General features: G+C 71.0%; 15 protein-coding genes and 1 pseudogene. 10 read left to right on the top strand and 6 right to left on the bottom strand.

The window, feature by feature from the left end:
• The first annotated feature begins 4 nt into the window (after nucleotides 1–4).
• The 6 genes and pseudogenes from SPR02S_RS56030 to SPR02S_RS20505 all read left to right on the top strand — a co-directional run bounded on the left by SPR02S_RS56030 (nucleotide 5) and on the right by SPR02S_RS20505 (nucleotide 7,874).
• Nucleotides 5–419: pseudogene (locus SPR02S_RS56030) on the top strand (MmcQ/YjbR family DNA-binding protein).
• 150 nt (nucleotides 420–569) lie between these two features.
• Entirely contained in the window at nucleotides 570–1,751 is a 1,182-nt protein-coding gene (locus tag SPR02S_RS20525; protein WP_078622949.1) for a CaiB/BaiF CoA transferase family protein, read from the top strand.
• An 11-nt stretch (nucleotides 1,752–1,762) separates the two neighbouring features.
• Nucleotides 1,763–2,977: an acetyl-CoA C-acetyltransferase gene (locus SPR02S_RS20520; RefSeq protein ID WP_019058868.1), complete on the top strand. Its 1,215-nt coding sequence runs from the start codon at nucleotides 1,763–1,765 to the stop codon at nucleotides 2,975–2,977.
• A gap of 137 nt (nucleotides 2,978–3,114) precedes the next feature.
• Nucleotides 3,115–5,307 (top strand): 3-hydroxyacyl-CoA dehydrogenase NAD-binding domain-containing protein, encoded by a 2,193-nt coding sequence (locus SPR02S_RS20515; protein WP_019058867.1) that lies wholly within the window; start codon nucleotides 3,115–3,117, stop codon nucleotides 5,305–5,307.
• 97 nt (nucleotides 5,308–5,404) lie between these two features.
• Nucleotides 5,405–7,036 carry a thiamine pyrophosphate-binding protein gene (locus SPR02S_RS20510; RefSeq protein ID WP_019058866.1) on the top strand — a complete coding sequence of 544 codons (1,632 nt, stop codon included), beginning with the start codon at nucleotides 5,405–5,407 and terminating at the stop codon, nucleotides 7,034–7,036.
• Nucleotides 7,037–7,133: 97 nt separating this feature from the next.
• Nucleotides 7,134–7,874, top strand: a complete 741-nt coding sequence (locus tag SPR02S_RS20505) for an IclR family transcriptional regulator (RefSeq protein WP_019058865.1) — start codon at nucleotides 7,134–7,136, stop codon at nucleotides 7,872–7,874.
• Here SPR02S_RS20505 and SPR02S_RS20500 read toward each other — a convergent pair.
• The 3 genes from SPR02S_RS20500 to SPR02S_RS20490 form a co-directional block, all read right to left on the bottom strand.
• Nucleotides 7,866–9,341, bottom strand: a complete 1,476-nt coding sequence (locus tag SPR02S_RS20500) for a sugar ABC transporter ATP-binding protein (protein ID WP_019058864.1) — start codon at nucleotides 9,339–9,341, stop codon at nucleotides 7,866–7,868. The two genes, SPR02S_RS20505 and SPR02S_RS20500, sit on opposite strands and share 9 nt — an antisense overlap.
• A 1-nt stretch (nucleotide 9,342) precedes the next feature.
• Nucleotides 9,343–10,404: a sugar ABC transporter substrate-binding protein gene (locus SPR02S_RS20495; protein ID WP_019058863.1), complete on the bottom strand. Its 1,062-nt coding sequence runs from the start codon at nucleotides 10,402–10,404 to the stop codon at nucleotides 9,343–9,345.
• A gap of 86 nt (nucleotides 10,405–10,490) precedes the next feature.
• Nucleotides 10,491–11,561 carry an ABC transporter permease gene (locus SPR02S_RS20490; protein ID WP_019058862.1) on the bottom strand — a complete coding sequence of 357 codons (1,071 nt, stop codon included), beginning with the start codon at nucleotides 11,559–11,561 and terminating at the stop codon, nucleotides 10,491–10,493.
• A 135-nt stretch (nucleotides 11,562–11,696) separates the two neighbouring features.
• On the opposite strand from SPR02S_RS20490, the gene SPR02S_RS20485 reads away from it, so the two are divergent.
• The gene (locus SPR02S_RS20485; protein WP_026150721.1) at nucleotides 11,697–12,422 is read left to right on the top strand and encodes an SDR family NAD(P)-dependent oxidoreductase; all 726 of its coding nucleotides are present in this window, start codon (nucleotides 11,697–11,699) and stop codon (nucleotides 12,420–12,422) included.
• On the opposite strand, the gene SPR02S_RS20480 is transcribed toward SPR02S_RS20485, so the two are convergent.
• On the bottom strand, nucleotides 12,408–13,145 hold the full coding sequence (locus SPR02S_RS20480) for a MerR family transcriptional regulator (protein WP_019058860.1): 738 nt from the start codon (nucleotides 13,143–13,145) through the stop codon (nucleotides 12,408–12,410). The genes SPR02S_RS20485 and SPR02S_RS20480 overlap by 15 nt on opposite strands.
• 91 nt (nucleotides 13,146–13,236) lie before the next feature.
• Here SPR02S_RS20480 and SPR02S_RS20475 point away from each other — a divergent pair, with 91 nt between their 5' ends.
• Nucleotides 13,237–13,716 (top strand): macro domain-containing protein, encoded by a 480-nt coding sequence (locus SPR02S_RS20475; RefSeq protein ID WP_026150720.1) that lies wholly within the window; start codon nucleotides 13,237–13,239, stop codon nucleotides 13,714–13,716.
• Nucleotides 13,717–13,789: 73 nt separating this feature from the next.
• On the top strand, nucleotides 13,790–14,722 hold the full coding sequence (locus tag SPR02S_RS20470; protein WP_019058858.1) for an adenosine kinase: 933 nt from the start codon (nucleotides 13,790–13,792) through the stop codon (nucleotides 14,720–14,722).
• Here the strand turns inward: SPR02S_RS20470 and SPR02S_RS56025 are convergent.
• On the bottom strand, nucleotides 14,719–15,480 hold the full coding sequence (locus SPR02S_RS56025) for a TioE family transcriptional regulator (protein ID WP_019058857.1): 762 nt from the start codon (nucleotides 15,478–15,480) through the stop codon (nucleotides 14,719–14,721). The genes SPR02S_RS20470 and SPR02S_RS56025 overlap by 4 nt on opposite strands.
• A gap of 58 nt (nucleotides 15,481–15,538) precedes the next feature.
• On the opposite strand from SPR02S_RS56025, the gene SPR02S_RS20460 reads away from it, so the two are divergent.
• The gene (locus SPR02S_RS20460; protein ID WP_019058856.1) at nucleotides 15,539–16,750 is read left to right on the top strand and encodes an erythromycin esterase family protein; all 1,212 of its coding nucleotides are present in this window, start codon (nucleotides 15,539–15,541) and stop codon (nucleotides 16,748–16,750) included.
• A 55-nt stretch (nucleotides 16,751–16,805) separates the two neighbouring features.
• Here the strand turns inward: SPR02S_RS20460 and SPR02S_RS20455 are convergent, their stop codons facing one another.
• Nucleotides 16,806–18,293, bottom strand: a complete 1,488-nt coding sequence (locus tag SPR02S_RS20455; RefSeq protein WP_019058855.1) for a M1 family metallopeptidase — start codon at nucleotides 18,291–18,293, stop codon at nucleotides 16,806–16,808.
• Nucleotides 18,294–18,525: the final 232 nt, after the last annotated feature.

The following is an 18,525-nucleotide window of genomic DNA, read 5'->3' as shown; positions in this document are numbered from 1 at the left end:
TCAGGTGGCCGTGCCCAGGAACGCCCTGAAGAAGTGGGCGAAAGTACGCGAGTTCGCCCTCGGGCTGCCGGGTGCCACCGAAGCCGCGCGGCGGAGCCGCATATCGATACTGCCCGTGGGGCGAGAGCGTCGCGAAGGTCAACAAGAAGGTGTTCGTCTTCCTCGGTGTCGACGACGGCAGCTATCCGCCGGCCCTTACGGTCAAGCTCACCGACGAGGCGGCCCATGCCCACGCGCTCACCGCACCCGGCGCCACGCCCGCCCGTTACGGCCTCGGCAAGGCCGGCTGGGTGCGCGTCCCGCTCGCCGAGCAGGGCGCCCCGGCCGCCGAGCTGCTGTGCGACTGGGTGGAGGAGAGCTACCGCGCGATCGCCCCGAAGCGGCTGATGGCCGAGCTGGACGCGGATGGTCTTCGCTAGCCGGTCGTGCACGACCGTGCACGGTCGTGGCTCGTCACGGTTGACGGCGGGTAACTTGGCTAAGCGCTTGCTCGCCCAGGTCTTGTGTCAAGTGGAACGTGTTCCTAACATCACTGGTGTTACATCAGTTGTGTCACAGCTGGGGGCTGGATGACAGCGGCAACGACGCCCGGGCACGGCCCGCTCTCCGGCGTGCGCGTGGTCGAGCTGGCCGGTATCGGTCCCGGCCCCTTCGCGGCCATGCTCCTGGCCGACCTGGGCGCCGACGTCGTCCGCGTCGACCGCCCCGGCGGCGTCGCCCTCGGGGTCGACCCGGAGTACGACGTGACCAACCGCAACAAGCGCTCGGTCCTCGTCGACCTGAAGGCGCCGGACGGCCCCGCGCGCGTGCTCGACCTGGTCGAACGCGCCGACATCCTCATCGAGGGCAACCGCCCCGGCGTCACCGAGCGCCTCGGCGTGGGCCCCGGGCCCTGCCACGCCCGCAACCCCCGGCTCGTCTACGGCCGGATGACCGGCTGGGGCCAGGACGGCCCCCTCGCCCAGCGCGCCGGGCACGACATCGCGTACATCGCGCTCACCGGCACCCTCGGCATGATCGGCAGCCCCGGGGAGCCCCCGCCCGCCCCCGCCAACCTGCTCGGCGACTACGCGGGCGGCTCCCTCTACCTCGTCGTCGGCGTCCTCGCCGCGCTGCACCACGCGCGCGTGACCGGCATCGGCCAGGTCGTCGACGCCGCCATCGTCGACGGCACCGCCCACCTCTCCGCGATGATCCACGGCATGCTCGCCGCCGGCGGCTGGCAGGACCGCCGCGCCGCCAACCTCCTCGACGGCGGCTGCCCGTACTACGGCACCTACGAGACCGCCGACGGCAAGCACATGGCCGTGGGCGCCCTGGAGCCGCGGTTCTACGCCGAGTTCGTGGACCTGCTCGGCCTCGCGGACTTCGCCGACGCGCGCCGGGACCGGACCCGCTGGGGCGAGCTGCGCGAGGCGGTCGCGGCCCGCTTCCGCAGCCGTACGCGAGACGAGTGGACGGACGTCTTCGCGGGCACGGACGCGTGCGTGGCGCCCGTGCTGTCGCTGCGCGAGGCCCCGCACCATCCGCACCTCGCCGCGCGCGGCACGTTCACCGAGCACGGCGGGATCACCCAGCCCGCCCCCGCACCCCGGTTCTCCGCGACGCCCACCTCGGTGCGCGGCGGACCCGCACTGCCCGGCGCGGACACGTCCGACGTGGCCCGTGACTGGGACGTCCCCCGGCTTGTCGACGACGTCGAGGACGCTGATCGGGAAACCCCTCGGCGAGTCCTCGAAAACCCTCAGTGAAAGGCTTGGCAGTGAGCACCGAAGCGTATGTCTACGACGCGATCCGCACCCCGCGCGGGCGCGGCAAGGCGAACGGATCCCTGCACGGGACGAAGCCCATCGACCTGGTCGTCGGACTCATCCACGAGCTCCGCGACCGCTTCCCGGACCTGGACCCGGCCGCGATCGACGACATCGTGCTCGGCGTCGTCGGCCCGGTCGGCGACCAGGGCTCCGACATCGCCCGGATCGCCGCCGTGGCCGCCGGGCTGCCGGACACGGTGGCCGGAGTGCAGGAGAACCGCTTCTGTGCCTCGGGCCTCGAAGCCGTCAACATGGCCGCCGCCAAGGTGCGTTCGGGCTGGGAGGACCTCGTCCTCGCCGGTGGCGTCGAGTCGATGTCACGGGTGCCGATGGCCTCGGACGGCGGCGCCTGGTTCAACGACCCGATGACGAACCTCGCCGTCAACTTCGTGCCCCAGGGCATCGGCGCCGACCTGATCGCCACGATCGAGGGATTCTCGCGACGCGACGTGGACGAGTACGCGGCGCTCTCGCAGGAGCGGGCGGCCACCGCCTGGAAGGAGGGCCGCTTCGAGCGGTCCGTCGTTCCGGTCCGTGACCGCAGTGGCCTGGTCGTCCTCGACCGCGACGAGCACCTGCGCCCCGGCACCACCGCGGACTCCCTCGCCAGGCTGAAGCCGTCCTTCGCGGACATCGGCGAACTCGGCGGCTTCGACGCGGTGGCCCTGCAGAAGTACCACTGGGTGGAGAAGATCGACCACGTCCACCACGCGGGCAACTCTTCCGGCATCGTCGACGGCGCCTCGCTCGTCGCGATCGGCTCGAAGGAGGTCGGCGAGCGCTATGGCCTCACCCCGCGCGCGCGGATCGTCTCCGCCGCCGTCTCCGGCTCCGAGCCCACCATCATGCTCACCGGTCCCGCGCCCGCCACCCGCAAGGCTCTCGCCAGGGCAGGCCTGACCATCGACGACATCGACCTCGTCGAGATCAACGAGGCCTTCGCCGCGGTCGTCCTGCGCTTCGTCCGCGACATGGGCCTGTCCCTGGACAAGGTCAACGTCAACGGCGGCGCCATCGCGCTCGGCCACCCGCTCGGCGCGACCGGCGCGATCATCCTCGGCACGCTCGTCGACGAACTGGAGCGCCAGGACAAGCGCTACGGCCTCGCGACGCTGTGCGTCGGCGGCGGCATGGGCATCGCGACGATCGTCGAGCGCGTCTGAAGACCCCGGCGGCCCACCGGAGATCGCCGCTGCGACCAGCGGTCTCCACGGCCACCTGAGGCTTCCACGGCCACCTGAGGCTTCCACGGCCGGCCAGAGGCTTTTGCGGCATCAGAGACTTCTACGGAGAACCCCTCATGACCGAGAGCACCACCATCCGCTGGGAACAGGACGACACCGGCGTCGTCACCCTCGTCCTCGACGACCCCGACCAGTCCGCGAACACCATGAACGCGGCCTTCCGCGACTCCCTCGCCGCGATCACCGAGCGCCTGGAGGCCGAGCGGGACTCCATCCGCGGCATCATCGTCACGTCCGCCAAGAAGACGTTCTTCGCGGGCGGCGACCTGCGTGACCTGATCCGCGTAACCCCGGACACCGCCCAGGAGTTGCTCGACGGCGGCCTCGCCATCAAGCGCAACCTGCGCCGCATCGAGACCCTCGGCAAGCCGGTCGTCGCCGCGCTCAACGGCGCGGCCCTGGGCGGCGGTTACGAGATCGCGCTCGCCTGCCACCACCGCATCGCCCTCGACGCGCCCGGTTCGAAGATCGGCTGCCCCGAGGTCACCCTCGGCCTGCTCCCCGGAGGCGGCGGAGTCGTCCGTACGGTACGGCTGTTGGGCATCACCGACGCGCTGCTGAAGGTGCTGCTCCAGGGCACCCAGTACAGCCCGCGCCGCGCCCAGGAGAACGGCCTCGTCCACGAAGTGGCCACCACCCCGGACGAGTTGATCGCCAAGGCCCGCGCCTTCATCGACGCCAACCCGCAGTCGCAGCAGCCCTGGGACAAGCCCGGCTACCGCATCCCGGGCGGCACCCCGGCCAACCCCAAGTTCGCGGCCAACCTGCCCGCCTTCCCCGCCAGCCTGCGCAAGCAGACCAACGGCGCGCCCTACCCGGCCCCGCGCAACATCCTCGCCGCCGCCGTCGAGGGCGCCCAGGTCGACTTCGAGACCGCGCAGCTCATCGAGGCCCGCTACTTCGTGGAGTTGGCGGCCGGCCAGACCTCGAAGAACATGATCCAGGCGTTCTTCTTCGACCTCCAGGCCGTCAACTCCGGCGCCAACCGCCCCAAGGGCATCGCGTCCCGCCCGGTCCGCAAGGTCGCCGTCCTCGGCGCCGGGATGATGGGCGCCGGCATCGCCTACTCGTGCGCCCGCGCGGGCATCGACGTCGTCCTGAAGGACGTGACTCCGGAGGCGGCGGCCAAGGGCAAGGCCTACTCCGAGAAGCTCTGCGCCAAGGCCGTCTCCCGCGGCCGTACGACGCAGGAGAAGGCGGACGCGCTGCTCGCCCGCATCACCCCCACCGCCGACCCGCAGCAACTCGCGGGCTGCGACGCGGTGATCGAGGCCGTCTTCGAGGACACCTCGCTCAAGCACAAGGTGTTCCAGGAGATCCAGCACATCGTCGAGCCCGACGCGCTGCTCTGCTCCAACACCTCAACTCTCCCCATCACGGCTCTCGCCGAGGGTGTCGAGCGACAGGTCGACTTCATCGGGCTGCACTTCTTCTCGCCCGTCGACAAGATGCCCCTCGTCGAGATCATCAAGGGCGAGCGCACCGGCGACGAGGCCCTCGCGCGCGCCTTCGACCTGGTCCGGCAGATCAAGAAGACGCCGATCGTCGTCAACGACTCGCGCGGTTTCTTCACCTCACGCGTGATCGGGCAGTTCATCAACGAGGGCGTCGCCATGGTCGGCGAGGGCATCGAGCCCGCGTCCATCGAGCAGGCCGCCGCGCAGGCCGGCTACCCGGCCAAGGTCCTTTCCCTGATGGACGAGTTGACGCTCACCCTCCCGCGCAAGATCCGCAACGAGTCCAAGCGGGCCGTCGAGGAAGCGGGCGGCACCTGGCCGGGCCACCCCGCCGAGGCCGTCATCGACCGCATGGTCGACGAGTTCGGCCGCACCGGGCGCAGCGGCGGCGCGGGCTTCTACGACTACGACGAGAACGGCAAGCGCGCGGGTCTGTGGCCGGGCCTGCGCGAGCACTTCACCCGCGAGGGCGCCGAGAGCCCCTCCGAGACCGTGCCCTTCGAAGACATGCAGGAACGCATGCTGTTCTCCGAGGCGCTCGACACGGTCAAGCTCCTTGAGGAAGGCGTGCTGACGTCCGTCGCGGACGCCAACATCGGGTCCATCTTCGGGATCGGCTTCCCGGGTTGGACCGGCGGCGTCCTCCAGTACATCAACGGCTACGAGGGCGGGTTGCCCGGTTTCGTGGCACGCGCGCGTGCGCTCGCCGAGCGCTACGGGGAGCGGTTCGCGCCGCCCGCGCTGCTCGTGGAGAAGGCCGAGAAGGGCGAGCGGTTCAGCGACGCGCGCTGACGTATCGCTGAGCGACACGTTGCCCTTGCCCTCGGGGGACGGGACCCCGACGCTGACCGGCGAACCGGTCACCGGTCCCGTCCCCGAGGAGCCCCCCATGGGTCACCGTCCCGCCCTCGCCTTCCTCGACATCCTGCGCGGCGAGGGCGTGGACCGGATCTTCGGCAACCCCGGCACCACCGAACTCCCGTTCCTGGCCGCCCTGTCGGCGACCGAGAACGCCCCCGAGTACGTCCTCGGCGTCCACGAGGGCGCCGTCGTCTCCATGGCCGACGGCTACGCGCGCGGCACCGGCCGCCCCGCGTTCGTCAGTCTGCACATCGCCGCCGGACTCGCCAACGGCCTCATCGGCCTGCTCAACGCCCGCCGTTCGCGCACCCCGCTCGTCGTCACGGCCGGCCAGCAGGACCGCCGCCACCTCCAGCAGGACCCCATGCTCTCCGGCGACCTCCTCGGCCTCGCGCGGCCCGCCGTGAAGGCGACGTACGACATCCAGCACGCCCGCGACCTGCCCCTCGCCCTGCGCCGCGCCTTCGCCCAGTCCCAACGGCCGCCCGCCGGACCGGTGTTCCTGTCCCTCCCCATGGACCTGCTCGCCGAGGACACCGAGGTAGAGGTCCCCGCCCGCACCGCACCGCCCAGGCATGGCCCCGCCGCCGGACTCGACCGGGCGGCCGTACTGCTCGGCGCCGCCGCCCGTCCCGCGATCGTCGCCGGGGACGGGGTGGGCCGTGAGGACGCGGTGGCCGCGCTCGTCCGTACGGCGGAGGCCTGCGGCGCGACCGTCCACCACCAGCCGATGGCCGACTGCCTCAACTTCCCTGCCACGCACCCCCTTTACGCCGGGATGCTGCCACCCCGCCACGACGCGATCCGCGCCGCCCTCGCCTCGTACGACACCGTTCTCATCGTCGGAGCGCACGCCTTCACGCCCCACCACTACAGCCCCGGGCCGGCCCTGCCGCCCGGCATCACCGTCGTCCAACTCGACTCGGACGCCGACGAGATCGGCCGCAACTTCCCCGCCGACGCCGGGCTCGTCGGCGCGCTCGCACCCTCGCTCCACCGGCTCGCCGAGCTGCTGCGCGAGCAGGTGCCCGACCACACCGCGAAGGCCCGCGTGCTGCGCGCGGGCGAACGGCACACCGCCGAACGGGAGCGCGCCGAGTCCGCAGCCCACGCCGCCTACTCGACGGCACCGCTCGCACCGTGGGCCGCCGCTCACGCTGTCGCGCGCGGCCTGCCGTCGGACGCAGTGGTGGTCGAAGAGGCCATCACCGTCGGCCTGTTACTCCGTCGGCTGCTACGGCTCGACCGCCCCGGCAGCTACACCCACACCGTCGGCGGCGGCCTCGGCTGGGGCATCGGCGCCGCCGTCGGCCGCTCGCTCGCCGAACCCGGGCGACCGGTCGTCGCGGTCCTCGGCGACGGCTGCGCTCTGTTCGGACTCCAGGGCCTGTGGAGCGCGGCACGGCAGCAGGTTCCCGTGCTGTTCGTGGTGATGGGCAACGGGAGTTACCGCACGCTTCAGGACACCTACGAGGCGATGGGCGGCAACGGGCGGTGCCCCGGCACCGAGTTGGGCACCCTGGACTTCACCCGGGCCGCACGCTTCTTCGGCGTCGACGCGGTACGGGCCGACAGCGCGGATCACCTGCGTGAACTGGTCGCCGGGGCCGGCGAGTTGACACGGCCGATGCTCGTGGACGTACCGCTTCGCCACTCGTGAAGCCGTGACCTCGACGAGGTACCGCTTCGATTGCGGTTCCTGACTCACCGTCACCCACACCTTGTCACCCGAGTACGACAGCGACGACGATCGGTCCATGACGGAGGGGCCGCTGCCGAAGTCGGTACTCGCACGCGGGGTGTTGCTGCTCCGCGCCTGCGGCGACGCCGAGACCGCGCTCTCCCTCGCCGAACTCGCCCTGCGCACCGGGCTGCCCAAGCCGACGGCACACCGGCTGATCGGCGAACTGGTCCGGCTCGGCCTGGTGGACCGCACCCCCGAAGGCAGCTACCGCATCGGGCTCGCCCTCTTCGTCCTCGGCCAATCCTCGCCGTCCGTACGGGAGTTGCGGGACGTGGCGCTGCCCTACCTGGGCGATCTGCACGAGGCGACGCACGAGAACGTCCACCTGGCCGTCCCGGACGGTACCGACACCCTCTTCCTGGAGAAGATCACCGGCCGCCGCGCCACCCCGATCGTCTCCCGCACCGGCGGCCGGCTCCCCGCCCACTGCACCGCCACCGGCAAGGTCTTCCTCGCCCAGGACCCCCGCCCGCCCCATCGCACGCTGCCCCGCCTCACCCCACGCACCCTGGTCCTCCCCGGCCAACTCGCCCGCGACCTCGCCCTCACCCGGGCCCGCGGCTACGGCGTCAATCTCGAAGAGGCCGAGATCGGCATCTCGGCGGTAGCCGCACCCGTCTACGCCCCCGACCGCGGCTCCCGCCCGGTCGCCGCGATCTCGGTCACCGGGGGCACCCGCCGCCTGGACGTGGACCGCATCGGGGCCCGGCTGTGCGCGGCGGCACGGGCGATCACCCGGACCCTGTCAGTCTGACGCCGTCACCTCCGGCCGCTGCATCGCCACCGCCAGCCCGTGCTCCGTCAGCCGCTCCCCGCGCACCTCCTCGGTGACCCGCCCGCGCACGAACACCAGCACCCGGTCGCACACCTCCGTCAGCTCCGCGAGGTCGGTCGAGGCGATCAGGACGGCCGCGCCGCCCGCCGCCAACTCGCCGACGATACGGTGCATTTCGGCGCGTACGCCGACGTCGACACCTCGGGTCGGATCGTCCAGGACGACGATCTTAGGCTCCGTCGCGAGCCACTTGGCGAAGACGACCTTCTGCTGATTGCCGCCGGACAACCGGACGACCAGGTCGTACGGCCCGCCGCGCAGCCGTAGCCGTTCGGTCAACTCGGCGGTGCGGCGCACCAGTTCGGAGCGGGCGGGGGCGATCCCGCCCCGGCCGAGCGCCAGCCAGCTGACCGCGGTGGTGTTCTCCCACACCGTACGGTCCACCATCAGCCCGTACCGTTTACGGTCACTCGGTACGAAGGCGACGCCGGCGCGCACCGCGTCCCGCAGCGAGCGCGGCAGCCCCCGGCCGCCGACGTCCACCCGGCCCCCGGAGACCGCCGTACGCCCGCACACCACCGCCAACGCGTCGAGATGGCCCGCCCCCTGCAGCCCGGCGACCCCGACCACCTCGCCCGCCCGCACGGTGAAGGTCACGTCGGTCAGCCGCCCGTCCACGTCCACCTGGGACAGCACCACGGGCGGCGGCCGGTCGGCGGCCAACGACCGTGCCCGGCGCGGCGGTTGCTCCGGTCGGCCGCCCAGCATCGCCGACACCAGCTCGGGTACGTCGACCTCGGCCCGCTCCGCACCCGCCAGTGCGACCAGCCCGTCCCGCAGTACGGTCACGCGCTGCGCGAAGCGCATCACCTCGTCGAGGAAGTGGGTGACGTAGAGGACGGCGATGCCCCGGTCGGTCAGCGTGCGCAGGACGCGTTCGAGGCGGTCGACGGCGGCGGCCGGGAGCGCCGACGTGGGCTCGTCGAGGATCAGCAGTTTGGGGCGCCGTAGCAGAGCCCGCGCGATCTCCGTCAACTGCTGGTCGGCGAGGGGGAGTTCGCCGAGTTCCGTGCGAAGATCCACGTCCAGGCCGAGCTCCGCGAGGACAGGACGGGCCGCGCGGTCCATGGCGCTCCGGTCCAACAGGCCCAGGCGCAGGGGCGGGTGCTGCGGGAAGAGGTTCTCGCGCACGGTGAGGTCGGGGAAGAGGCTCAACTCCTGGGAGACGACGGCGATCCGGGCGTCCTTCGCCGCCCGTACCGTCCCGCCGTCCGCGCCGAGCGTCCCCGACAGGATGCGCACGAGCGTCGACTTCCCGGCACCGTTCTCACCGACCAGCGCGTGCACCTCGCCGCCGCGCAGCCGGATCGACGCACCGTCCAACGCCCGTACGCCGCCGTAGGACTTGACCAGTTCCTCCGCCACGAGGATGTCGTCGTGGGCCATCTCAGCGGGCGTCCTTCAGTGGCTTCAGGTTGCCCGCCTCGTCGCCGAGCAGCTTGTCGATCGTCGGCTTGTACCAGTCGTACGCCGCCCGCGCCGACTTCTGCCGGGCGATGATCTCGTCGATGTTCGAGGAGTCCACGACCCCGCCGGGCGACAGGAACCAACCGTCCGGCAGTTTCCCCTTCTTGTCGCGCACGGCCTCGATCAGCATCGCCGTGGACAGATAGCCCTTCAGGAAGTGCTGCGGGTCGATGGTCACGAAGTTGGAGCCGTCCTTCACCGCGTCCAGGGTCTTCGGGTCGACGTCGAAGCCGGCCGTGAGCCACGTGCCGTGCTCGGCCTTCTTGATCTTCGCGAGGTTGTAGCTGTCGGCGTCACCGACACCGAGGAAGGCCAGCGCGTCCGGGTGCGCGTTCACCTGCGCGGACCAGGAGCTGTAGTTCTGGCCGGGATCGCTGTACGTCTGGAAGGGGCCGAGGACCTTGATGCCGGGCGCCTCCTTCTTGAACGTGTCGGCGATGCCCTTGGCGCGGTTGTCGAGCACGGGTGTCCCGGGGTTGGGCACACCGATCACGACCTGCCCCTTCGGACTGCTGCCGAGCCGCTTCAGCGCCTCCTTCGCCATCAGCTCGCCGAGCGCGTAATTGTCGTTGCCCACATAGAAGTCGACCTTGCTGCCGTCGGTGGGGGAGGTGTCCAGGGCGACGATCGGGATGCCCTGGTCGACGGCGCGCGCGGCGGGCCGGGTGAAGATCGGCGGGTCGAGGTTCTCCAGGACGATGCCGTCCTTGGCGACGGCGGTGAGGTTCTGGAACAGCTGCACCTCGGCGGGTCCGTCCGTGTTGGGCGGTCCTACGGCCTTGAAGTCGACCTTGCCCGCATGGCTCGCCGCGCTCTCCGCGCCCAGCACCATCTCGTGGGCGAAGTTGAGGGAGATGTTGGCGACCGAAATGCCCATCTTCAGCCTGCCGTTGCTGCCACCGGAACCGCTGCCGCAGCCTGCGGTGGCCAGCAGGACCAGGGCGCCGAGCGCCGCGGACCAGGTACGCGAACGGGAGTGCATCACGGCCTCCAAAAGGCTGGACCACGAGATGACTTGACGACAAGGGGACTTGACGACAGGAGAACGGACTTGGATCGCGGGGGACTTCACCTGCGACGGCGTCCAGTGCGGCGCAGCGCGCTGTCGGCCGCGACGGCGACGAGGATCACCCCACCCGTCGCGAACGACGTCCAGTTGATGGGTACTTCGAAGAACACCAGGCCCGAGGCGACGACCGAAAGGATCATCGCCCCGGCCACCGCACCGACCACCGAACCACGCCCCCCGGCCAGCGGAGTGCCGCCGATGATGCACGCGGCGATCGCCTGCAACTCGTAGCCCTGGCCCAGAGTTGGATCCCCGGCGCCGTAGAAGGCGAGCGCGAGCGCGGCGGCGCACGCCGTGGTCAGGCCGGAGAGGGCCAGCGCCTGGATACGGGTGCGGACGACCGGGATACCGCTGAAGGCGGCGGCGTCGGGGTTGGACCCGATCGCCCGCACCCGGGCCCCGAAGCGCGTCCGGGACAGCACGACCGACAGCAGGACGATCACCGCGAGCAGCACCCACAGGGCGAACGGCACGCCGCCCGGATCACCGCCCGCGAAGGTGAAGAACGAGTCGTCCAGCGGGAGATCGGTGATCTGCTTGCCGTCCGCAAGGGCCAGCCCGACGCCCCGGAAGAGCATCAGCGTGCCCAGTGTGACGATGAACGATGGCAGCGCCAGCAGCGTCGTCACCAGCGCGTTGAACACCCCCAGCGCGATCCCGGTGACCAGCATCACCGGCACCGCCAGCCAGGGCGGAGTGCCGTCCCGGATCAGCAACGCCCCGACGACCAGGCACATCGCGTAGGTCCCGCCCACGGACAGATCGACCTCGCGCATCGACAGCGCGAAGACCATGCCGCACGCCATCAGCGAGATGTAGACGGAGTTGTGGGCGGTGGAGAGGAGGTTGTTCGTGTCGAGGAAGTCCGGGTAGGGGATGCCGATCCCGGCGATCAGCAACCCCAGTACGAGCAGCACACCGAACTCGTCCCGGACCCACCGGCGCGGTACCGGCTCCAACGCCCGCGCGGACGGCGTGAGTCGACGCCACCAGCGCGCCAACCCGCTCTGCCCGCCGCCCTGTTCGCGGGCGCGCTCGGCATCGTCCACGGCACGCTCGGTCTCGGTCATCGGGCACGGCTCCCGTACGGCTGGTGCTGGCGTCGTCACGCAGGGTGGGCCCACCGGGCGTGAGCGGCAACCGGGGCGTTTCAGCGAGTGGAATGTGCTCTTGCCGGACGCCTGACGGGTCATCACACTCGCCCCATGGAGACGCGTACTGCCCTGGTGACCGGAGCGGCACAGGGCCTGGGGCAGGAGTTCGCCGTCGCGCTCGCCGCACGCGGCTACCGGGTCGCCGGAATCGACCTCGTCGCACAGCCGGAGACCGCCGAAAGGGTCCTGGACTATGTGGAGTTGATAGGCGACGTCACCGACGAGGACCAGATCCAGGGGGCGTTGGAGCGCGTCATCGACCGGTTCGGCACCCTGCACGTCCTGGTCAACAACGCCGGCGTCTACCCGGCCCGCCCCTTCGAGGAGACCACACCCGAGGAATGGCGCCGGATCATGCGCGTCAACCTGGAGGCGCCGTTCCTGCTGACCCGCGCGGTCCTGCCGTATCTGAAGGCCGCCGGGTGGGGCCGTATCGTCAACATCGTCTCGGCGGCCGTCCTCACCGCACCGCCCACGATGGTCCCGTACGTCGCCTCGAAGATGGGCCTCATCGGCTTCACGCGATCGCTCGCGGCAGCGCTCGGGCCGTACGACATCACCGTCAACGCGATCGCGCCCAGCATGGTCCGCACCGCGACCGCGGAGCGGACGGTCGGAGCGGACGGCGGCTTCGCGCACGTCCGGGACGGCCAGGTCGTACCGCGCACGCAGGAGCCGTCGGACCTGATCTCGACCCTGCTGTACGTGGTCGACGAGGGCAGCGGGTTCCTGACCGGGCAGACGCTGAACGTGTCGGGCGGTTCAGCCTTCCTCTGACTCCGGCGCCTTCGCCGACTCCTCCGGCTCCTTGAGCCACGCGCGGAGTTCCTCCCGCAGCGACCGCTGAAAGGCCGTCAGGAGGGCCTGCACGACCAGGGGTTGCATGTGCGCGGACAGCGACTTCACGTCCTGCGCGGCACGTTGGGAGACCTCACCGCGGAACACCTGCGACAACTCGTGGGCCGCCGCACGGGAATGCTCGATCAGCACGTTCCGGGACGCGAGGATCGCCTCCTGGGACACCGGTACGTCGAGCAGTCGTACGCCGAGCCGCAGCAGACCGGAGTCGACGCGGTAGGAGGTCCCGTCGAGCCCGACCACGTCCATCGCGACGAGCCGCTCGATGTCCTCCTCGCTCAGCGCCCGGCCCGCCCGCCGCTCCAACTCGGCGCGGTCCAGGGTCTCCACCGTGTCCGGCGCCCACGACGCCACCACCGCGCGGTGGATGGCGAGGTCGTGCGCGCTGAGGCCCGGCGGCAGTTGACCCAGGTAGCGCTCGATCGCGGCCAGCGTCATGCCCTGGTGCTGCAACTCCTCGATCAACGCGAGCCGCGACAGGTGCTCCTGCCCGTAGTGCCCGACCCGCCGCGCCCCGATCACCGGCGGCGGAAGCAGCCCCTTGGTGCTGTAGAACCGGACGGTGCGGACCGTGGTACCGGCCCGCGCGGCCAGCTCGTCGATCGTGAGCGTCGGCTCCTCGGTGTCGGTCTCGGTCGTCATGTGCAGCAGTATCGCTGTCTCACCAGTGCTGTGAAACCACCGGAGGAGCACCGGAGGCCCGTTGTCAGTGGTGCCGTCTACGGTGGGTGTCATGGGGGAGATCAACTATGTCCGGGGTGACGCGACCGTTCCGTCGGTCAAGGGCGTCAAGGTGATCGCGCATGTCTGCAACGACTCGGGGGGCTGGGGAAAGGGCTTCGTGCTGGCACTCTCGCGCCGCTGGCCGGAGCCGGAGAAGGCGTACCGGTCCTGGCACCGGGACCGCGCCGCCAATGGCTTCGGGCTGGGCGCGATCCAGCTCGTCCAGGTCGAGCGCCATGTATGGGTGGCCAACATGATCGGCCAGCGCGGGACACGCACGGGCAGCAAGGGCGTGCCCGTGCGCTACGAGGCGATCGACAAGGCGCTGGGCCTGTTGGCCGACCGCGCGGCGGAGCTCGGCGCGTCCGTGCACATGCCCCGCATCGGGTGCGGCCTCGCGGGCGGCAAGTGGTCACGGGTCGAGCCGCTGGTCACCGAGCGGCTGGTGCGGCGGGGGCTCGCGGTGACGGTGTACGACCACGGGGACTGAGCCGTCGAACCAACTTGCCGCAGGCTGAAAGGAGTTGCAGAATCTTGCGCAACCAAAAGGAGGGTTGTGAGTCATGAGCCGTGACATCGACGTCCTCGTTCTCGGCGGCGCGGGCGTCGACACCATCGTCCACGTCCCGGAACTGCCGCTCCCGTACGCCGACAGCTACATGATCGACCCCGGCATCCGCACCCGCGCCGGCCAGACCGGCGACTTCGTGGCCCTCGGCCTCGGCGCGCTGGGCCTGCGCACCCACCACCTCGACATGCTCGGCGCCGACCCCGAGGGCGACCTGGTCCGCGCGCTGCACCGCGACCACGGCATCCCGCTCACCGAAGCCCCGCAGCCCGCAGGCACCAAGCGCGCGGTCAACCTCGTGGGCCCCGACGGCAGGCGCCTCTCCCTCTACGACGCGACCCGCGCCCACCCCGACGACCGCCTCCCGGAACCCACGGTCCGCGCCCTCGCCGAGGCGAGCCGCCATGCCCACGTCTCCATCACCCAGCCCTGCGCCCACGCCCTGCCGCTGCTCCGCGAGTCCGGCACGACGATCTCGACGGACCTGCACAACTGGGACGGCGAGAACCCGTACCAGAAGGAGTTCGCCCTCGCGGCGGACATCGTCTTCCTGTCCACCACCGCACTGACCGGCACGCCCGAACGCACGATGCGCGCGATCGCCGAGCGGGGCCGGGCCGAGCTGGTCGTCGCCACCGCCGGGGCGGAGGGCGCGTATCTGCTGGCCGACGACGAGGTGACCCACATCCCGACCACCACACCCCGCAGACCGGTCGTCGACTCCAACGGCGCGGGCGACGCCTTCGCCTCCGCCTTCCTCTTCGGTCGGCTGAACGGGGAGTCCCCGCAGCGATGCGCCCGGTACGGCGCGGTCGCCGGGGCGTACGCGTGCACGGTGCCGTCGACGGAGGTCGATGCGATCGGCCGTGACGAACTCCTCCTACACGTCGCGGAGGTGGAGGCCTCGACGGTCGCTGCCCCGCACTAGACCGTGGCCGACGAGGCGGTGGCGGAGACGCTCGGCCCGGCTCCGTGCGCCGGTGGACGGCCGAGGTAGGCGTCCAGTGCGGCGGCGCCGGTGAGCAGGGCGCGCCCGCGGGCCGAGAGGCGGGCCTGCCAGTCGCGCAGTGTCGATTCGAGCGGCGCGACGCCTCCGGCGGAACGGACCTGGGAGAGCAGCGGGGCGATCTGTTCGAGCAGGTGACCGCCCCGTCTGAGCTGGTGGACCAGGAGGGCGTCGCGTACGTCGACCGGGCCGTAGATCCGGTAGCCCGTCCGCGGGTCGCGGCGCGGCTGGACCAGACCGGTGCGCTCCCACGTGCGCAGGGTGGCCGGGCGGATGCCGAGCCTCCTCGCCAGCGGGCCTACGAACGTGTCGCCGCGTTCCTCCGGTACGGGCCGGAGGTCGCGCAGCGCGGCTTCGACCGCCTGGAGGGTGCGGCGGTCGTCGAGAAGCTGCACATGACTGTCGTCGATGAGCCGAAGCGCGTCCTCGACGGAGTCCCGGTTGACCGCCTGCATGATCGCCGCGGCCGTCCGGTGGCCATGTCCGGGCACGAGCGCGAGAAACGCGTGCAGGGCCCGAGCGTGCCGCGGCGTGTAGGTGCGGTAGCCGTGCGCGGAGCGTTCGGCGGCCGGCAGGATCCCGGCCGCTTCGTAGTTGCGGACCGCCTGCGTCGACAGACCGTGCCTGCGCGCCAGGTCGACCGGCCTGAGCCGACCACCGCTTTGAAGGTTTTGCTTCACTGTCCTGCCACTGTCCACCAAAAGTTTCAACCGTTGCTTCAACGATAGCGTTGAAGGTATGACTCCCGCTGTCACAGCTGCCGTCCACACCGTCGACCCCGCTGCCGTCATGAGCTTGCTCCCGACCAGGCCACGGCTGCTCGCCCTGGGTGAGCCCACCCACGGCGAGGATGTTCTGCTCGACGTACGGAACGAGCTCTTCCGCCACCTCGTCGAGCAGGAGGGATACCGCACGATCGCCATCGAGAGCGACTGTCTGATGGGTCTGGTCGTGGACGACCACGTCACCTCGGGCGCAGGCGCCCTCGACGAGGTCATGGAGCGCGGCTTCAGCCACGAGTGGGGCGCCTTCGCGGCCAACCGCGAACTGGTGCGCTGGATGCGCGCGTTCAACGACGGCCGGCCCGAGTCCGAGCAGGTGCGGTTCGCCGGGTTCGACGGCCCGCTGGAGATCACCGGCGCCGCGAGCCCGCGGCAGGCCCTCACCGCACTCCACACCTACCTCACCGCCAGGGTCGACGACGCCCTCCTTCCCTGCACCGCGGAAACCCTCGGCGAACTGCTCGGAGCCGACGACCGGTGGACCGAACCCGCCGCTATGAGGGACCCTTCCCGGTCCGTGGGGCGGTCGCCCGAAGCCCGGCAACTCCGTCTGCTCGCCGATGACTTGACGGCCCTGCTCGAAACCCAGACGCCACAACTGGTCGCCACGTCCACACCGGACGAGTGGCATCGGGCGCGCCTGTACGGACGCACCGCGGTCGGGCTGCTGCGCTACCACTCCGCGATGGCCGACCCGTCACCGAGCCGCATGGCGCGACTGGTCGCCCTGCGGGACTCGATGATGGCCGCCAACCTGCTCGCCGCCGCCGAACGGAGCCCGACGCTGGTGAACGGCCACAACGGCCACCTCCAGCGCGACCGGAGCACGATGCGGATGGGCGGCCTGCCGCTGGAGTGGTGGAGCGCCGGTGCGATCGTCGCCGCCCGCACGGGCGAGGAGTACGCCTTCCTGGCCACGGCCCTCGGCACGATCCGCCACCAGGGGGTGGACGCCCCGCCACCGGACACCGTCGAGGGACTGCTGTACGCGCTCCCGCAGGAGCACTGCCTGGTCGACGCCCGCCGACTGGCCACCGCGCTCGCCGACCCGACGCCCGTCCCTCGCGTGTCCCCTTGGTACGGCTACGCCCCGCTGGACCCCGCGCACCTGGCCGGCATCGACGGGATCGTGTTCGTCAAGGACACGGCTTCCGGCAAGGGCGGCTGATGTCGACACGTCCAGGAGAGCGCCCCTTCAGGGGCGCACCGAACCCGGCGGACGCTCAGTGCACGTCGTTCGTAGCCGCGATCTTCTTCCAGGACTTCGGCTGCACCGGAGCCACACCCGCCTTCGTGATCGACGCACTCCGCGCAGCCGGAGCCGCAGGCTTGGTCGGCTGGAACAACCACGTGTCGAAGAGCGCGGAAAGCGACTTCCCCGACACCTGCTCGGCGTAGGCCCGGAAGTCCGCGACAGAGGCGTTGCCGTACGCGTGCTCCTTCGGCCACCCCTTCAGAACCGCGAAGAACGCGTCGTCACCGATCTCGTTCCGCAGCGCCTGGATGGCCAACGCACCCCGGTCGTAGACCGGCAGCTCGAACTGGTCCTCCGGACCGGGATCACCCGGCGCGATCGTCCAGAACGCGTCGTCCGCCGGATGCGAGGCGTAGACATAGTCGGCGAGCTGCTGCGCCGTGCCCTCGCCCTCGTGCTCGGACCACAGCCACTGCGCGTACCGCGCGAAGCCCTCGTTGATCCAGATGTCCTTCCAGCCCTTCAACGACACGTCGTCGCCGTACCACTGGTGGGCCAACTCATGCACCACGACAGAGGTGTTGGCGCCGTTCGCGAACTGCCTCTGGCTGTAGTAGACGCGGGTCTGGGTCTCCAGCGCGTACCCGGTGGTCGTGTTGGGCACGTACCCGCCGGCCGTGCTGAAGGGATACGGACCGAAGTAGCCGCTCAGCCAGTCGACGATCTCCCCGGTGCGCTCGACGCTCGCCCGCGCGGCCCCGTCGTTGTCGCCGAGATCCTTGCTGTAGGCGTTGATGACGGGGACACCGCCGTCCGAGGTGCTGGTCGTGATGTCGAACCTGCCGAGCGCGAGCGTGGCCAGATAGGTGGCCTGCGGCTTGTTCTGACGCCAGTTGTAGCGGGTCCAGCCGAGTTGTGAACTCGTCGACTGGAGCGTGCCGTTGGAGATCGCCTGGGTGCCGTTCGGCACGGCCACCGACACGTCGTACGTCGCCTTGTCGCTCGGGTGGTCGTTGCTCGGGAACCACCACCACGCGGACTCGGGTTCGTCCGCCGCGACCGCCCCGTCCGGCGTGCGGTGCCAGGTGGTGAAGCCGTACGCGCTCTTTGTGGACGGCACCCCGCTGTAGCGGACCACGACCGTGATCGGCGTGCCCTTCGGCAGCGGGGTCTTCGGGGTGATCTCCAGCTCGTGCTGGCCGGAGGTCGCGAAGGTCGCCGCGGCGCCGTTGACCCGCACCTCGCTCACGTCCAGCAGGAAGTCGAGGTTGAAGCGGGACAGATCCTGCGTGGTCTTCGCGAGGATCGTCGCCGTGCCCGCCAACTCGTCGGTGGTGGGCTGGTATTGAAGCCTGAGGTCGTAGTGCGAGACGTCGTATCCGCCGTTGCCGTACGCCGGGTAGTAGGGGTCGCCGATGCCCGGAGCGCCGGGGGAGTAGCTTGCCGCCGACGCCGGGATCGCCAGCATGAGCGAGGCCGCCGCGAGTGCGCCCGGCGCGATGATTCTGCGGTGCACGAGAACTCCAAGTCGTAGGGCTCCACGAGAAGTTCGGAGAGCCGTGGGGGTCCACGAAGGTCGAAGAGCCGTAGGGGTCGGTCCACGAAGTCTGTACGGAGCCTATTCACCCCCTGTGGCCCCGCGCCTGTCCACGGCCCCTCCTGTCACACGATCGCCATTCGGCCGTCATGCCCCCCGAAGGACCCCGAGTGCCTCTTCCAGCACGGGAGTTGACCGATGTACCGTCCGC

It is taken from the genome of Streptomyces prunicolor NBRC 13075, assembly GCF_000367365.1.
Lineage (GTDB): Bacteria > Actinomycetota > Actinomycetes > Streptomycetales > Streptomycetaceae > Streptomyces > Streptomyces prunicolor.
This window is presented reverse-complemented; position numbering and strand designations above follow the sequence as displayed.

Coding starts and splice junctions, on each gene's coding strand:
- SPR02S_RS20505 (WP_019058865.1), top strand. CDS start 7,134: ATGACGGAGGGGCCGCTGCCGAAGTCGGTACTCGCACGCGGGGTGTTG.
- SPR02S_RS20460 (WP_019058856.1), top strand. CDS start 15,539: ATGACTCCCGCTGTCACAGCTGCCGTCCACACCGTCGACCCCGCTGCC.
- SPR02S_RS20495 (WP_019058863.1), bottom strand. CDS start 10,404: ATGCACTCCCGTTCGCGTACCTGGTCCGCGGCGCTCGGCGCCCTGGTC.
- SPR02S_RS20475 (WP_026150720.1), top strand. CDS start 13,237: ATGGGGGAGATCAACTATGTCCGGGGTGACGCGACCGTTCCGTCGGTC.
- SPR02S_RS20485 (WP_026150721.1), top strand. CDS start 11,697: ATGGAGACGCGTACTGCCCTGGTGACCGGAGCGGCACAGGGCCTGGGG.
- SPR02S_RS20515 (WP_019058867.1), top strand. CDS start 3,115: ATGACCGAGAGCACCACCATCCGCTGGGAACAGGACGACACCGGCGTC.
- SPR02S_RS20500 (WP_019058864.1), bottom strand. CDS start 9,341: ATGGCCCACGACGACATCCTCGTGGCGGAGGAACTGGTCAAGTCCTAC.
- SPR02S_RS20510 (WP_019058866.1), top strand. CDS start 5,405: ATGGGTCACCGTCCCGCCCTCGCCTTCCTCGACATCCTGCGCGGCGAG.
- SPR02S_RS20525 (WP_078622949.1), top strand. CDS start 570: ATGACAGCGGCAACGACGCCCGGGCACGGCCCGCTCTCCGGCGTGCGC.
- SPR02S_RS20490 (WP_019058862.1), bottom strand. CDS start 11,561: ATGACCGAGACCGAGCGTGCCGTGGACGATGCCGAGCGCGCCCGCGAA.
- SPR02S_RS20480 (WP_019058860.1), bottom strand. CDS start 13,145: ATGACGACCGAGACCGACACCGAGGAGCCGACGCTCACGATCGACGAG.
- SPR02S_RS20470 (WP_019058858.1), top strand. CDS start 13,790: ATGAGCCGTGACATCGACGTCCTCGTTCTCGGCGGCGCGGGCGTCGAC.